Genomic DNA, 15,106 nt, shown 5'->3' with positions numbered 1-15,106 from the left:
TTCTCCCTTTGTTTTCACCCTTGCATATGGCAGAAAAAACCCGGACCGCTGCTATAAATTTCTCCTTACTGATCCGCGACAAATGAATCACGCACTCGCTTCCAAAATGGAAATGGGCGAAATCTAACAAATCGAACCCTTTGATTTGCGACCCGATATTGAATTGATTTAACATCTTGGTGAACCATTGCTAAATGATCAATTGTAATTTGCAAGTTCATTCCTCTAACTGGTTTTAACACACACGTATGATGTTTCGGTAATACGAGAGGAGATCCGACCGTACGGAAAACACGATTATTAATAGACGCCATTTCTGTAATTTGAATTGCTTCCAACGATGGATGAATAATGGCACCGCCCAGCGCTTTATTATACGCAGTACTACCAGAAGGTGTTGAAATACAGAGACCATCGCCGCGAAATGTTTCAAAATATTCACCGCGAATTTCTACATCCATAACAAGTGTTCCTTCACTGCTTTTTACCGTTGCTTCATTTAGCGCTAAATATTGTGATTCTTTATTCCCATTCATATAACGAATAATGACCTCTAATAATGGATATTCAACAACTTGAAAAGGCGTTTTCGCAATCGCAATGACAAGCTTCTCAACTTCTGTCGGTAACCAATCTGCATAAAATCCTAAATGCCCAGTATGTACCCCGACAAATGCTGTTTTGTCTAACCGATTCTGGTAGCGATGAAACGCATGCAGCAACGTTCCGTCTCCTCCAACGGAAATTACAATATCTGGCTCGTTTTCATCCATTGTAAATTCAAAATCACATAAGTACTCGGTCATCGTACTCATAAGCGCATTTGATGATTGATCTCCCTTTGACATAATTGCAAATTTCATCGCCCAACACCCTTTAGTTTATTATTCTGTTTCCTTCGTCTCTTTCTTGCGCGAAAAAATCTTTTGTGCTTCTTTAATTTCAAGACGAATCGAAGACATCTCTTCATCTAATAAATAAGCGGCTTCAGCTGCGCGCTGCAAACGCACTTTAATATCTTCTGGAAAGCGTCCACGATATTTATAATTTAAAGAATGCTCTATTGTTGCCCAAAAATTCATTGCTAACGTTCGAATTTGAATTTCAACTAACACTTTTTTCTCTCCGCGAATCGTTTGCACAGGGTAACTAATAACAACGTGATAGGAGCGATATCCACTTTCTTTCTTTTGCGTCACATAATCGCGTTCTTCGACAATTTCAAAATCGTTACGTTTTCGTAAATACTCTACAACTGGCTTAATATCATCAACAAATTGGCACATCATCCGAAGCCCCGCAATGTCTTGCATCTCTTCTTGCAAACGACTGAGCGAAATGTTTCGTTTTTCTGCTTTATCAATAATACTTGCAACAGATTTGACTCTACCTGTTACAAACTCAATCGGCGAATGTTCGGCCAACATTTCAAACTGAGAACGCATTCCTTTTAATTTTACTTTCAATTCTCCTACAGCTTGATGATAAGGGGCTAAAAATTCTTCCCAATTTCGATCCAATGTAACCACCACCAAAACAAATCAGTTTCTTTTATCCCGCTGAAAGCTTCCCTTTACAGAAACACTCTTTCTACTTCATTTACGAGTTCCTCACCGTAATTTGCATTTCCTTCAATATTTCCAATTAAATACTCTAATTCTTCTTTCATTTGTTCTAATTCAATTTCAACGTCTTGAATACGAACAAACATTTTTTCGTCATTCTGCATTGCAAGTTTTAATTCTTCCCAAAACGTATGCAGGATGCTTATGTAAATAAAAGATGTTTCATTCTCTAAAATATATAAAAATGATAAATTGTCTGAATCCACAAGTACATGACTACGTGCTTTTAATTTTTCTACACATAGCTCCGTATTTTCTGCACAAAAAATAAGAGCATTCTCTCTTTTTTCTACGCTCTTAACTTGAATTTTATTTTGCATACTTTAACTCCTCCATATCCTACTTCCTGTCATAATCAACATTTTCATTGTAACATAACATACACTGAAACAAATAAAACATTGATTGAAATTTAAGAAAAAGCGATAATGAATAACAGATATTTCACAAAAGGAGCGTACATATGAAACAAGAAATTGAAATTGAATTTAAAAATATAGTAACAAAAGAAGAATTCCATTCTTTATGTCACGCATTTTCCATTACAACATTTGCAAAACAAGTCAATCATTATTTCGAAACGCCAGCATTTTCATTAAAAAACGCCGGTTCTGCCCTTCGTATTCGCCATAAAAATAATACGTATACGCTAACACTCAAACAGCCAGCAGAGATCGGCTTATTAGAGACACATCAAACGTTAACAGAAGAAGAAGCTCACATAATGATTGAAACAAATAAAGTAATCGAGGGTGCCGTTTCTAAGCAATTAGAAAAGCTACAAATTCCTGTTTCTTCACTACAGTATATGGGAAGCTTAACAACAGAACGAGCAGAAACAACATTTGAAGGCGGTACACTCGTATTCGATCATAGTTTTTATTACGAGCATGATGATTATGAAATTGAATATGAAGTAAGCGATGAACAGGCTGGACAAGCAGCATTTTCCTCTTTCTTAAAGGAGCATAATATTCCTATCAGACATACAAAAAATAAAGTACAACGCTTTTTTCTTGCCAAAGAGCAAAAAGAGCAATAAACTAGCAAAGGATTGATTGAGAGCTATTTATTTGCTCTTCATGACAATCCGTTGCTACAATAAAGTGAAACTTCCTCTTGTGAGACGTTTTTCCTCACAAGAGGTTAGTTGAACCAATCGGGCTCTTACTTACAATTATCTCTCGCCTATCTCTTTGTCTTACTACAAATCATAGCGAGGATAGATATATACATTTGATGGAAAAAGGAGTTACAAGGATGAACAAGCAACCAACGACACCATTTGGAGCAATTGGCGGTGAACAAGGCATTGCAAGATTAGTCGATACATTTTATTCCTATGTCAGTAAACACCCTGACTTATCTCCCATCTTCCCAGACGATTTAACAGAAACTGCTAGGAAGCAAAAACAATTTTTAACGCAATATTTAGGAGGACCGAGCCTTTATACAGAAGAGCATGGTCATCCAATGCTACGCGCTCGCCATCTGCCATTCGAAATTACACCAAAGCGGGCAAAAGCCTGGCTCTCCTGTATGGAGCAAGCGATGGATGATACGGATGTACATGGACCGATTCGTGATTTTATATTTGAACGTTTGACATTAACTGCACAGCATATGGTGAACACTCCCGAAACAGGTGAAGCTTAATGGATAAACAGGAAACAAAATATACTGTACCAATCTCTCCTTCAAAATGTGAGCCTAAGTCTGTAGAAGCATATTTATTTATTGATCCACTATGTAAAGATTGTTGGGACATTGATCCATTAATAATTAAATTATGGCTCGAATATGGAAAATACTTTTCACTCCGTCACATCGTTACCGGTAAAGTAGAAGGGGCTATTTCCCCATCACACAAATGGAATAAACCTGCTAATATTCGATTTGTGTGGGAGAAAACAACAAGTTTACAAGGGTTTTCTTGCGACGGAAAAGTATATATGCACAGCGGCGCTTCCACTCCATATATCATTTCAATTGCAATTAAAGCAGCAGAATTACAAGGTCGAAAAGCAGGTTCGAAATTTTTACGAAAACTACAAGAGTACATTTTACTTGAAAATATAGCAAAGCCTAACATAGATACGCTGCTCACATGTGCGAAGCAAAGTGGAATTGATGTGGAAGAATTCAAACAAGATTTACATTCTGTAAGCGCGACAAAAGCCTTTCAATGTGATTTAAAATTTACGAATGAAATGCACATTACAGAAATTCCTTCTCTCGTTTTCTTTCACGCAAACTCAAACGAAGAAGGAATTAAAATTGGCGGTATTTATTGTTACGATGTATACGTACAAGTATTAAAAGAAATTGTGAAAGAAGAAATTGAGCCACAGCCACTTCCTTCTCTAGAAATATTACTAGAGCATGTTCAGTTTATGTCAACAAAAGAAATTGCTTTTATTTATAATTACTCTGAAAATGAAACAGAACGAGAAATGAAAAAATTGTTACTGAAGAGAAAAGTACGCATGATTGATATAAAACGAGAACGTTATTGGAAATGGATTACAAAGGAAAACGACCTAGTGTAAAACACTAGGTCGTTTTCTTTACGGCTTATAAAAATATTAAAGGGGATGGGAGAAATTTTCACGTTCAAACAAAGGGGTATATGTTTGTATGTGAATTCGTTCACGTTTATTATATTACAAGATTCGACGTCAGATGACAACCTTTTTTGTCGAATTTCACATTTCTGTCACATTCTAAACGTTTTCATTTTAGAATACAATTTATAAAGAATCTTTTTAGGAGGGATTTCATTGAAAAAATCCTATCTTTTATTACTCCTTTGTATTGTTTTTCTCCTTTTTTGTTTATACGTTCTTTCATTATTACAAGTGTTTCCGCTCATTTTATCACTTCCCCTTTTATTTGGAGCAATTATATTCACTGTATCTTATTTCAGTAGCCAAAAGCGTTTTAAAGGATTTTAAATACAGTGAAACTTCCATCAGTGGGGGGTTTTTCATCCCCCACCTATCTCTTTAGAAAAGCGGAAGCGGCTTGCTCAGAATCGCAGGACACCCACGCCCCTGACAAAGAGGCGCTTTTTGCCTCGTCCGAGGGAGCGAAACGACCGGAGATTCTAGCCGTTAGAGCGGGACAAAAAACGAGAGTCATGCGACTCTCGTTTCTTTCTACTTCTCTTCAAATAGAAGTGCTTCTAATTCATTTAATTTCTCTTCAAATACTTGCATTGCTTCCTTTACAGGCTCTGATGACGTCATATCAACACCAGCTTTTTTCAATACTTCAATTGGATAGTCAGAGCTTCCTGCTTTTAAGAACTCATTAATGTAACGTTCTACAGCTGGCTTACCTTCTTCTAAAATTTGTTTTGATAGAGCAGTTGCTGCACTGAAGCCCGTCGCATATTGATATACATAATAATTGTAATAGAAATGTGGAATACGAGACCACTCTAAACCAATTTCTTTATCGATTACTAAGCTATCGCCGAAATACTTTTTATTTAGCTCATAGTAAATGTCCGTTAACATATCTGGCGTTACTGCATGGCCTTCTTGCACTTTTTGATGAATTACATGTTCAAACTCAGCAAACATTGTTTGACGGAATACTGTACCACGGAAGCCTTCTAAATAATGATTTAATAAATATAGGCGCTTCTTCTTATCATCTGTCGTTTTTAATAAGTAATCATTGAGAAGTGCCTCATTACATGTAGACGCTACCTCCGCAACGAAAATCGAATAATCGCCATACACATAAGGCTGCGTTTTTCTTGTATAATAACTGTGCACAGAATGACCGAACTCGTGCGCAAGCGTAAACAAATTATTTACATTGTCATGCCAGTTCATTAATACATATGGATTTGTTCCATATGCACCAGATGAATAAGCACCGCTTCGCTTCCCTTTATTTTCATATACATCTACCCAGCGATTTTCATACGCTTCTTTTAAAATCTCAACATACTCTTCCCCAAGTACATGTAATGATTGTAAAAGGATATCTTGCGCTTCTTCATACGTGACGTTCATTTTCGCTTCTGGTACGAGCGGTGTGTATAAATCATACATGTGCAATTCATCTAATCCAAGTGCTCGTTTCCGAATGTCAATGTAACGATGTAATAAATGTAAGTTTTCATTTACTGTTTCCACAAGCTGATCATATACAGACTCTGGAATATTATTATTGCTCAGCGCCCCTTGGCGAGCAGAGTCATATTTACGGACGTTCGCATAAAAGTTATTTCGTTTAATTGCACCGTTTAATGTGCTCGCAAATGTATTCTTATATTTTCCATACGTTTCATATACCGCATGAAACGCATCATGACGAACACGAGGATCATCACTTTCTAAAAATTGAATATAACGTCCATGCGTCACTTCTACCTCTTCCCCATTTTCATCTTGAATAGATGGGAATTTTAAGTCTGCGTTATTTAATATACCAAATGTGTTACTAGATGCACTCATAACCTCCGAAGCTTGCGCTAATAACGCTTCCTCCGCCTCTGATAATACGTGAGGACGTTGATGCGTAATTTCTTCTAATGCATGCTCATATACCTTTAATTCTTTACTTTCTTGTAAAAATGATTGTAATGTCTCTTCTGAAATCGTTAAAATTTCCGGAACAATATACGCCATATTACTTGATACTTGAGAATACAAACTCTTCGCACGGTCATTTAATGCTTGATAAGATGAATTTGTTGTATCTTGGTCATAGCGCATATGTGCGTATGTATACAGTTTACCAAGACGCATTGATATTTCATCTTCATATTGCAGTGCCTCTAGCAATGTATTTGCTGATTCTCCAAGTTTGCCTTTAAATCCCGTCATCTTTGGTAATAATTCTTTCACCGCTTGAAATTCCGTTTCCCACTCTGCATCCGTTTGGAAAATATCTTCTAAGCGCCACGTGTTTTCTACTTCAATTTCACTACGCGCTGGCAATGCTTTTGCTGTTTTTTGTTCATTCATTTGTAAACCCTCCTTATTCCTATCCCATATAAATCCATTTTGATTTTTCAACATATAAGTCGCCGCTATGCAGAAACAACATGACCGCTACTTGCCTTCTCCCTTTGTTTTAAATCTTACACGTGGCAAAATAAGGCCCTGACCGCTTCTACGCATGGCCAGATGCTCTCGTCCACCTAAAAAGAAAGGGTTTTTATGCTGTTTTTTCAATTCGTATTTATATAGTACAATTCGATTCTTCTTATGTAATTCCTTCTGGGTACTTTTCTATTATATCCGTTTTCCCTTCACTCATGTTGTACTTTGCTTCCAAAAGTATAAGAGCCTCTGTTAAAAATAAGCGATCAAATTTCTGCACTTCCTCTTCTGTTTTAGCAACAATAAAACAGCGTATTTTTCGATATTTGTAAACATCTACTTGCTCAATCTCCCCAATTACACATAAAAATTGCATATATTCTCTCACTGCTTGCTGCCAAAATATTTGCGAAAAATATGGAAGAGAGCGTCTACGAATCCCCCTATGCCGTTCAACATACCGAAAAACAGTATGCAATGAAAAATACTCTCCAACCTCAAATTTTCCTAATAGCTCAATTAAAACATAAGCTTGCCATACGAAAGAATGAGTACGAAATGCCAAAAGCGATGGTAAAGGAACACCAATTTCAGCAGGAAAACAAGAGGGAGATATGCTGTGCTGATAAAGAAGCTCTAAAAAAGAGCGATCACTTTGTTTCCACATATGAATGCTATTTGCTCGGAAGCGCTGTTTTTTATTCAGCCACTCTTTTTCTATACGTTGAATGGAAATGGGAGATGTTGTAAGAAGGGTTTTGAATGTAGTGATATGAAGAGGAAAATAAATTGCATGTGAAAAAACGATAGACGAGGAAAAGGGTAAAAGAAGATTACATTTGAAAAAGGCCTTTGCATCTGGACAATAATAGAGGAGATATGGATTGGGGTGATATTGCACACAGCATGAGTGAAATGAGGAAAGCGACAACCAATATGCCCCGTGACGTTTGAATTGATTCCCTCCTAAAATCCATAATATTTGAATCCCTTCTTTCCAATACCCTTCCGTTCGTTTTAACAACTGCTTCTCTGATAAAGTTGCGCATTGATATTCAATTGCAATTTGCCGATTCCCAATTGTTACAAACAAATCAGGCCGCTGCTGAATCGCTGGTAAATAGTGCTCTATTTTTACTGAATAAACTTGTGACTGAAACCATCTGTATAACTGCTCTTTCCCCTGCAAGTGATACGCTGATTCATTTTCAAACTCAATTTTACAGCTATGTGATTTCTTATGAGCGAAATGCCACTGCTTTTGTTTTCCTAATTTCAGCTGTACTTCGAAGTAACAAATGGGACAGAAAAAGCGCTCGTTCTTCCGTAACACCATAAGCTGCTTTTCCTTCCATCCATGAAGAAGATGAATTTCTTCCCCGTTTTCTCTCTTTGCAATAAACATAAAATCACTCCTTTCTTCCGTATGGACTATTCGACAACGAGGAATGAGTTCCTGCCCAAGTGCAAAAAAGACTCATTTCCATGAGCCTTTAAAGTAAAGGAGATAATAACCGATATGTCGATTCCACAATCCGCATCACAAGACGACGGTTATGAAAACGATCGGCATGAATTTCATTCGACACCCGCAAATCCTCTTCAAAATCGGTCACAAGTTTACGAATACTGTTTGTATCATATAAAAAAGCATTCACTTCAAAATTCAAATGAAAACTTCTCATATCCATATTTGCCGTTCCAATTGACGCCAAATCAGAATCAACAATCACAACTTTGCTGTGTAAAAACCCTTTTTCATATTCATATATTTTGACGCCTGCCTCTAATAATTCTGGAAAATAAGAGCGTGACGCATAAAATACAGTCCTCTTATCCGGTTTACTCGGCATTAACAAGCGAACATCAATACCTGCTAACGCCGCTACTTTTAATGCTGATAAAATATCATCATCTGGAATAAAATATGGCGTTGCAATCCAAATTGATTTTCGTGCTGAGGCAATCATCGCAAAATATAAATGCTTAATCGTTTCCCACTTATTATCAGGTCCGCCTGCAACGAGCTGCACACCTCCCTGTTCTTCCCCGTTTACAACATCCGCCTGTAAATAATCAGGAGTTAATACAGCTTCCCCCGTCATATAAAACCAATCTTGTAAAAAGATAAGTTGTAAACTTCGCACCGCTTCGCCTCGTAAATATAAATGAGTGTCTCGCCAAAAACCAAAATATTTATTTTCTCCTAAATACTCGTCCCCAATGTTTAAACCGCCAACAAATCCTTCATTTCCGTCAACAACAATAATTTTCCGGTGATTTCGATAGTTAATTTTGTCATTTAAAATCGGAAAACGCACAGGAAAAAACGGGACCATTTCAACACCGGCTTTGTTCAATTCTTCAATATATGTGTTTGAAAGTTTAAAACTCCCTACAGCATCATATAAAAATCGAACAACCACACCCTCTTTTGCTTTTTCGATAAGGATGTCCTTAATTTTTGTGCCAATTTTATCATCACGCACAATATAATATTCCATATGAATATGATGCTTTGCCTTTTTCAATCCATCTAAAATAGCTTGAAATGTCTCTTTCCCATTTGTTAATACTTTCGTTTCCGTATGAAAGGAAATATTTAATGCTCCTAGACGATCAGCTAACCGAAACAATAATTCTTGATGTCCATGCTTTTTCAATATACGATCCTGATCGTATTCATGCCCTTTATACTGTAAAAATGCTTGTTCGTCTAAAAGCGCTTTCTTTTGAAACATTCGTTTCCTTCGAAAATTTTGTCCAAACAGAAGATATGCAAAAAAACCAACTACCGGAAAAATGCCAAGCACAATTAACCAAGTTAATGTTTTCGAGGGATGACGATTTTCTAAAAAAATGACAAACCCAATTAGAAACCCTGATATTGTAAATAAAATACTTAAAATTCCTAAAAACGAAATATCTTTAATGCCAATTACATCTGAATAAAATGTTACATCAATAAACAAACGCAACGAAATAAATACAGCAAATAAACCAATTAAAAAGAACAATAACTTCAACGTATTTTTCATACCCGTCCCCCTTACTTGCAATCACTGTTCGTATATACGCATTTAAAAAGCCGATTTCATTATAAGGAAATCGGCCTACATTCCAGGAGAAAAATGATGACGAATTGTTTCAAGCGCCCCTTCAACAACAATTTGCTTTCCGTATTCACGAACACGATGAATTGTTAAAGCAGATTCCTCTCCATATTCTAAAATCACGCTTAAAATACGGTCAATTTCCTCTTCATCGTGCACTACCTCATCAAACTCAACATATACATAATAGCGGTCTTCAAATGAATATAATTCATCCTTTATCTCTTCAAATATAAGTCGATGACTTAATGAAATAACATGCTCAAAGTCGTCAAATTTAATTAAAAAACCGAATGTACCATCTTCGTTAAAAATTGCTCCTGCTTCTACCTCTGCTAATTCCTGTTCAAATAACGATTCAATTCGCTCATCTAAAGGAATATCGATAATTTTATCAAGGCCAATTGGTAGTTCTAATTTTTGCCCGTCTTTCGAAAGCTGTGCCTTCGTTACAAGTACCTCAATTCCCTTTTCAAGCGCCTGCACTTGAATCCAAAGCGGCCCATCTATAAAAAAGTCATCATGGTCACGCGCTTCATCCATCATTTCCCAAAATAATTGTTCACTTTTATCGCGATTATACCAGATGTCTTCACGGTTAAATCCGCGGTCTTCTATATCAATGTACGAGATATAAAATTTCATCGTATGATCATTAACTCTTTCAATATCCATAATGCACCTCTCCCTTCCTGTTTGGAATAGTTATGAAGGGAATCCCCAATCATATTACAAAAAAATTAGAATCTTGTACTCTCATTTTATGATAAGATGCGCCAGAATGGAAATAAAATCACCTTATTTGCCAAAAAAACAGTCATTTACCCAACTTTTTGTTTATATAGAGCAACGATTTTTACTGTATAGGAATACAAATTGAAAAACCGAACTCAAAACCTCTTTCTTTTTGATGGGCAAGAGCATCTCGCCGTGCATAGAAGCGGTCAGGGCCTTTTTCTGCCACGGGCAAGATTTAAAACAAAGGGAGAAAGCAAGTACAGGGCATGGTTTTTCTTCATTGCAGCAACTTATAGCGTTGAAAAATCAACATGGATCCCCCTCTTCTTATTTTAGGAAAAACATTGGACATGCTATCACCAGAAATGATTGTCCTATATTCTTTTTTCCTGCATATGATGTAAACGAAACAAGCTTACGATACATAAACAAAATCTCTCTCTTACCTATGACGTGAATGAAAACAAATCCGCTCCTGATAGACGATATTTCTTCCTATTAGGACTGAGTAAATGGAGGCAAACTGAATGGATTTAGACTTTCTCACATCCATCTTTATCATCGTTGGTATCGATGTTGTATTAGGCGGCGATAACGCAATAGTCATTGCACTCGCTAGTCGAAACTTACCGGAGGCAGAACGGAATAAGGCGATTGTTTTAGGCACTGGTTTAGCCATCATATTACGTATCCTACTCACAATAATGGCCGTTTATTTACTTAATATTCCTTTTTTGCAATTAATAGGCGGCATTTTACTCACTTTCATTGCAATCAATCTTCTTACAGATAACAGCCATGATCTTTCTAATATTAAGGCAAAGACAACATTATTTCAGGCGGTACGAACAATCGTTTTTGCAGATCTTGTTATGGGATTTGATAATGTACTTGCAATCGCAGGAGCTTCTCATGGAAATATTATATTAGTTATTGTCGGATTACTCATTTCTATTCCTATCATTATTTGGGGAAGTAAACTTATTTTATTATGCATGGAAAGATTTCCTCTTCTCGTCTATATCGGCGCTGTAATCTTAGCTTACACGGCAGGCAGAATGGTAGCACATGAAGAAAATCTTAGATCATTTTTCGAGACAAAACCACTTTTCACGGCAAGCATTCCCTTTCTTTTTATGATTACAGTGCTACTAGTTGGAATGGTTGTAAACCAAGTAAAGCTGCGAAATACTTGAACTATTTATCGTTGATTATGATCAGACTTTTTCTGTCTGCTATAAATACAAAGAAAAAACCTCTTTCTTTTTGTGGGGACGAGAGTATCTGGCCATGCATAGAAGCGGTCAGGGCCTTTTTCTGCCACGGACAGGATTTAAAACAAAAGGAGAAAGCAAGTAGCGGTTATGTTGTTTTCTCATAGCACCAACTTATAGCGTTGCATAATCAAAATGGATTTACTTACAATATCGGTCGTTTGACGAAATGTACAGTTTCTCCTCCGTACAAAATGAAAAGGAACTGATTCGCCCATTCTGCTAAAGCAGGAGTGGGAATCAGTTCCTTTTTCATATTATATTAATTTACAAGACGCTGCGCTTCTCGCAATTGGAACGTTCTCACTGTTCGTGGTAAGAAACGACGAATTTCGTCTTCGTTATAACCAACTTGCAGGCGTTTTTCATCAATGATAATAGGACGACGAAGAATACCTGGATAATCGCGAATAAGCTTATATAAATCTTGAAGAGGTAAAGATTCTAAATTAATATTCAATTCTTGAAAAACTTTAGAACGAGTTGAAATAATCTCATCTGTTCCACTTTCCGTCATACGTAAAATCTCTTTAATTTCCTCAATCGATAATGGATCAGAGAAAATATTACGTTCTGTATAAGGAATATGGTTTTCTTCTAACCATAATTTCGCTTTTCTACAAGACGTACAACTTGGAGAACTATATAGTGTTACCATACATTACTCACTCTCCTTAAAAGAGTACAAATTCTGTACTATTTCACATTTTTATAATTATACTCAAACAAATTTTGTATTGCTCATGATTACTTATCTAAAAATAAAGAACTTCAAAATTTGCAAGCGAATCTCTCTAAAAAAATAATTATTTTAAAGAAGTAACTTCTATAATCATTATACAATAGAACAAGAAAGAAATATACAATAAATTTTCTTCATAATATACATAAAAGTTATGCAAAAGATGTGCATTTTGTAAGAAAAGTATGTATGCAAGAAAATAAAGGAACGTTTGTTCTTGTTTTATTTTATCAAACTGCTTTCCCGCTGTCTATACAAATTATGAAAATACAATCTTTTTATCGAACAATTCTTTTTTTTTCGTCTTTTTCAACATACAATATAAGTATACTTGTGCAAAGGGGGATTACATATGGGGGCTTTTTTTCTTGATTTTGTAATCGTTGCAGCATTAGTCATTGGGATTACCGCAACTATTGGTATTATTACGAATGGAATCGGGGAAAAATTATTTGGCCGGAAAGACAAGATGAAATTCGTAAATAAATCTGCCGAAGTGCAAACTGGCTGGAATCAAGTTGGCGGTAAAGGAATTTATAAAAAACATACGTATTAAAAAAAGAAGCAGGATTCGAATCCTGCTTCTTTTTTTATGCTTATTATTTTCCTACAGAAGTCCATTTAAAGCTTAGCTCTGGACCATATTTATTGACGTAAAGATCTTTTATTGTTTCACGCTCTAAATATGCTCTTCCACGTTGATAGATTGGTGCAATCGCTGCATCATCGAATAAGATTTTCTCTGCACTCAATAAACTATTCCAACGAGCCTTTACGTCTGAACTATCTTGTTTACCTTTTTTAATGATTTCATCATACTTAGCATTTGAGTAACCTATTTTATTTTGCGCACCATTTGTTACAAACATATCAAGGAATGTCATTGCATCTGGATAGTCTGGTCCCCAACCGCTAAATGAAATGTCAAACTGGCCGCTCTTTTCTAATTTTAACACTTGTGCAAAAGGTTGTGATTTAATATTTACTTTTAATCCTGGTAAATTCTTTTCTAATTCACCTTTTAAATATTCACTTGTTTTCTTTGATAATTCTATATCAGAGTTTAACAATTCAAGTTCAATTGTGTCTTTCCCAAGTTCTTTTTTACCAGCTTCCCAATACTTTTTCGCTTCTTTCGCATCAGTTTTTACAAGATTTCCATTTTCTTTACGGAAATCTTTTCCGTCAGAATTCTTAACAAAGCCTTCTGGAATTAAACCACCAGCTGATTTTGAACCGTTATTCAATAATGTATTTACCATCGCTTTACGCTCAAACCCTAAAGAAATTGCTTTACGAATATTTTTATTCTCTAAAACTGGATTTTTTTGATTTAAACGTAAGAAATATACTGTTGGATCACTTGTCGTTTTAAAACCGCTATCTTTTCTATATTTATCCACAAATTCTGCCGATAAATAAACACGGTCAACTGCTTTTGTGTCATATAAATTTACCGCTGTCCCTATCTCTTTTACGATATTATAGTTGATTTCCTCTAATTTAACTGTTTTATTATCCCAATAAGATGGATTTTTCTTTAACTGGAAGCTTTGCTCATGTTTCCATTCACTTAATACAAATGGTCCATTATACAATGTTGTATTTGCTTCTAGTCCATGCTTCGGACCTTGTTCTTTCACATATTTTTCATTAAGAGGATAGAACAACGGATACACTGTTAAATTCAGAAAATACGGAACTGGATTGTCTAGTTCTACTTCTAATGTATAATCATCAACTGCTTTTACACCTAATTGGTCTGGTGGTAATTGCTTCAAATTAATCTTCTCTGCATTCTTCACATCAAACATTATGTAAGACGATTTTGCAGCTGTATCTGGATTTACTGCTCGTTGCCAAGAATACACAAAATCTTTTGCTGTTACAGGGTCCCCATTTGACCATTTTGCATCTTTACGTAATTTAAATGTATATTTCTTTCCATCAGGTGATTTTTCATACGACTCGGCAACACCTGGAACTAATTTTTGATCTTTTCCAAGACGATATAACCCTTCCATTGTATTATTCATTACGCTGGAAGATGTTGCATCCGTTGTCAATGTTGTATCCATCGTTGGAAGCTCAGCTGTTTCAATCATATTGATTACCTGCTTCGCATTACTTGTGTCCCCTTTTGCTTTCGCCTGCGAATCATCTTTTGAATATCCGCATCCCCCTAGAATCATGCTTACTGTCAATGTTGATGCAAGTAGCACCGGCACCTTTTTCTTCATATATTATACCCTCCTCCAAAATGTTAGATCTTTCATTGAAAATAATAAAAAGTAATTAAGTTCTAACAATTCATATTATACATACAAATCAATTATTTGTATATTTATTTTTCTATTTTATGAAAATTTTCTGTTAACATTTTATACCACCTACTTCTTTTAAAAACAATGTATTTATTAATTTTTTTGTTATTTTCAACTTATTTAAATTATCTGAATATAATCTAAAGATTTTTATGATATATTTTTTTGCGAAATACTCTGTTTTCCCTCTTTGTTTTTAATTGTTCTTGAAAAAAATGAAAAACCGA

14 protein-coding genes are annotated in these 15,106 nt (G+C 35.6%); 5 read left to right on the top strand and 9 right to left on the bottom strand.

All coding sequences use genetic code 11. The annotated features are described in order from the left end of the window. Window positions 1-65: 65 nt before the first annotated feature. From MR076_RS13025 to MR076_RS13015, 3 genes are read right to left on the bottom strand one after another with little or no spacing between them, the layout of a single operon-like run. A complete protein-coding gene (locus tag MR076_RS13025) occupies window positions 66-863 on the bottom strand; it encodes an NAD kinase (RefSeq protein WP_242221164.1) in 798 nt (265 codons plus the stop codon). 21 nt (window positions 864-884) lie between these two features. Continuing rightward, the gene (yjbM, locus tag MR076_RS13020; protein ID WP_242221162.1) at window positions 885-1,520 is read right to left on the bottom strand and encodes a GTP diphosphokinase; all 636 of its coding nucleotides are present in this window, start codon (window positions 1,518-1,520) and stop codon (window positions 885-887) included. 53 nt (window positions 1,521-1,573) lie between these two features. Next, window positions 1,574-1,945, bottom strand: coding sequence for a UPF0738 family protein (locus MR076_RS13015; RefSeq protein WP_242221160.1), 372 nt, complete (start codon window positions 1,943-1,945; stop codon window positions 1,574-1,576). A gap of 143 nt (window positions 1,946-2,088) precedes the next feature. Between MR076_RS13015 and MR076_RS13010 the strand changes: the two genes are divergently transcribed. The 3 genes from MR076_RS13010 to MR076_RS13000 all read left to right on the top strand — a co-directional run bounded on the left by MR076_RS13010 (window position 2,089) and on the right by MR076_RS13000 (window position 4,174). Then, entirely contained in the window at window positions 2,089-2,667 is a 579-nt protein-coding gene (locus MR076_RS13010) for a CYTH domain-containing protein (protein WP_242221159.1), read from the top strand. Window positions 2,668-2,885: 218 nt separating this feature from the next. Further along, window positions 2,886-3,281 carry a globin domain-containing protein gene (locus MR076_RS13005; protein ID WP_242221158.1) on the top strand — a complete coding sequence of 132 codons (396 nt, stop codon included), beginning with the start codon at window positions 2,886-2,888 and terminating at the stop codon, window positions 3,279-3,281. Beyond that, on the top strand, window positions 3,281-4,174 hold the full coding sequence (locus tag MR076_RS13000; RefSeq protein ID WP_242221156.1) for a ClpXP adapter SpxH family protein: 894 nt from the start codon (window positions 3,281-3,283) through the stop codon (window positions 4,172-4,174). Before MR076_RS13005 ends, MR076_RS13000 begins: the two co-directional genes overlap by 1 nt. 609 nt (window positions 4,175-4,783) lie before the next feature. Here the strand turns inward: MR076_RS13000 and pepF are convergent. The 4 genes from pepF to mecA form a co-directional block, all read right to left on the bottom strand. Further along, complete coding sequence (pepF, locus tag MR076_RS12995) at window positions 4,784-6,610, bottom strand: oligoendopeptidase F (protein ID WP_242221154.1); 1,827 nt, start codon at window positions 6,608-6,610, stop codon at window positions 4,784-4,786. 241 nt (window positions 6,611-6,851) lie between these two features. Continuing rightward, window positions 6,852-8,093: a competence protein CoiA gene (locus tag MR076_RS12990; protein WP_242221152.1), complete on the bottom strand. Its 1,242-nt coding sequence runs from the start codon at window positions 8,091-8,093 to the stop codon at window positions 6,852-6,854. Window positions 8,094-8,181: 88 nt separating this feature from the next. Continuing rightward, window positions 8,182-9,726, bottom strand: a complete 1,545-nt coding sequence (gene cls, locus MR076_RS12985; protein ID WP_242221151.1) for a cardiolipin synthase — start codon at window positions 9,724-9,726, stop codon at window positions 8,182-8,184. Window positions 9,727-9,801: 75 nt separating this feature from the next. Beyond that, a complete protein-coding gene (mecA, locus tag MR076_RS12980; RefSeq protein WP_242221149.1) occupies window positions 9,802-10,476 on the bottom strand; it encodes an adaptor protein MecA in 675 nt (224 codons plus the stop codon). A gap of 590 nt (window positions 10,477-11,066) precedes the next feature. On the opposite strand from mecA, the gene MR076_RS12975 reads away from it, so the two are divergent. Further along, complete coding sequence (locus tag MR076_RS12975) at window positions 11,067-11,735, top strand: TerC family protein (protein ID WP_242221147.1); 669 nt, start codon at window positions 11,067-11,069, stop codon at window positions 11,733-11,735. A 340-nt stretch (window positions 11,736-12,075) separates the two neighbouring features. On the opposite strand, the gene spx is transcribed toward MR076_RS12975, so the two are convergent. After that, window positions 12,076-12,471 carry a transcriptional regulator Spx gene (spx, locus tag MR076_RS12970; protein WP_020059817.1) on the bottom strand — a complete coding sequence of 132 codons (396 nt, stop codon included), beginning with the start codon at window positions 12,469-12,471 and terminating at the stop codon, window positions 12,076-12,078. A 436-nt stretch (window positions 12,472-12,907) separates the two neighbouring features. On the opposite strand from spx, the gene MR076_RS12965 reads away from it, so the two are divergent. Next, window positions 12,908-13,111, top strand: a complete 204-nt coding sequence (locus MR076_RS12965) for a hypothetical protein (protein ID WP_035437230.1) — start codon at window positions 12,908-12,910, stop codon at window positions 13,109-13,111. Between the two features lie 43 nt (window positions 13,112-13,154). Here the strand turns inward: MR076_RS12965 and MR076_RS12960 are convergent, their stop codons facing one another. Beyond that, the gene (locus tag MR076_RS12960) at window positions 13,155-14,795 is read right to left on the bottom strand and encodes a peptide ABC transporter substrate-binding protein (protein WP_242221145.1); all 1,641 of its coding nucleotides are present in this window, start codon (window positions 14,793-14,795) and stop codon (window positions 13,155-13,157) included. Between the last annotated feature and the right edge of the window lie 311 nt (window positions 14,796-15,106).

It is taken from the genome of Bacillus cereus group sp. BfR-BA-01380, from assembly GCF_022663535.1.
Taxonomy (GTDB): domain Bacteria; phylum Bacillota; class Bacilli; order Bacillales; family Bacillaceae_G; genus Bacillus_A; species Bacillus_A cereus_BB.
The sequence above is the reverse complement of the archived record's forward strand: the minus strand, read 5'-3'. Positions and strand labels throughout refer to the sequence as shown.

Coding starts and splice junctions, on each gene's coding strand:
- MR076_RS13010 (WP_242221159.1), top strand. CDS start 2,089: ATGAAACAAGAAATTGAAATTGAATTTAAAAATATAGTAACAAAAGAA.
- mecA (WP_242221149.1), bottom strand. CDS start 10,476: ATGGATATTGAAAGAGTTAATGATCATACGATGAAATTTTATATCTCG.
- spx (WP_020059817.1), bottom strand. CDS start 12,471: ATGGTAACACTATATAGTTCTCCAAGTTGTACGTCTTGTAGAAAAGCG.
- MR076_RS12990 (WP_242221152.1), bottom strand. CDS start 8,093: ATGTTTATTGCAAAGAGAGAAAACGGGGAAGAAATTCATCTTCTTCAT.
- MR076_RS13015 (WP_242221160.1), bottom strand. CDS start 1,945: ATGCAAAATAAAATTCAAGTTAAGAGCGTAGAAAAAAGAGAGAATGCT.
- MR076_RS12960 (WP_242221145.1), bottom strand. CDS start 14,795: ATGAAGAAAAAGGTGCCGGTGCTACTTGCATCAACATTGACAGTAAGC.
- cls (WP_242221151.1), bottom strand. CDS start 9,726: ATGAAAAATACGTTGAAGTTATTGTTCTTTTTAATTGGTTTATTTGCT.
- pepF (WP_242221154.1), bottom strand. CDS start 6,610: ATGAATGAACAAAAAACAGCAAAAGCATTGCCAGCGCGTAGTGAAATT.
- MR076_RS13000 (WP_242221156.1), top strand. CDS start 3,281: ATGGATAAACAGGAAACAAAATATACTGTACCAATCTCTCCTTCAAAA.
- MR076_RS13025 (WP_242221164.1), bottom strand. CDS start 863: ATGAAATTTGCAATTATGTCAAAGGGAGATCAATCATCAAATGCGCTT.
- MR076_RS13005 (WP_242221158.1), top strand. CDS start 2,886: ATGAACAAGCAACCAACGACACCATTTGGAGCAATTGGCGGTGAACAA.
- MR076_RS12975 (WP_242221147.1), top strand. CDS start 11,067: ATGGATTTAGACTTTCTCACATCCATCTTTATCATCGTTGGTATCGAT.
- MR076_RS12965 (WP_035437230.1), top strand. CDS start 12,908: ATGGGGGCTTTTTTTCTTGATTTTGTAATCGTTGCAGCATTAGTCATT.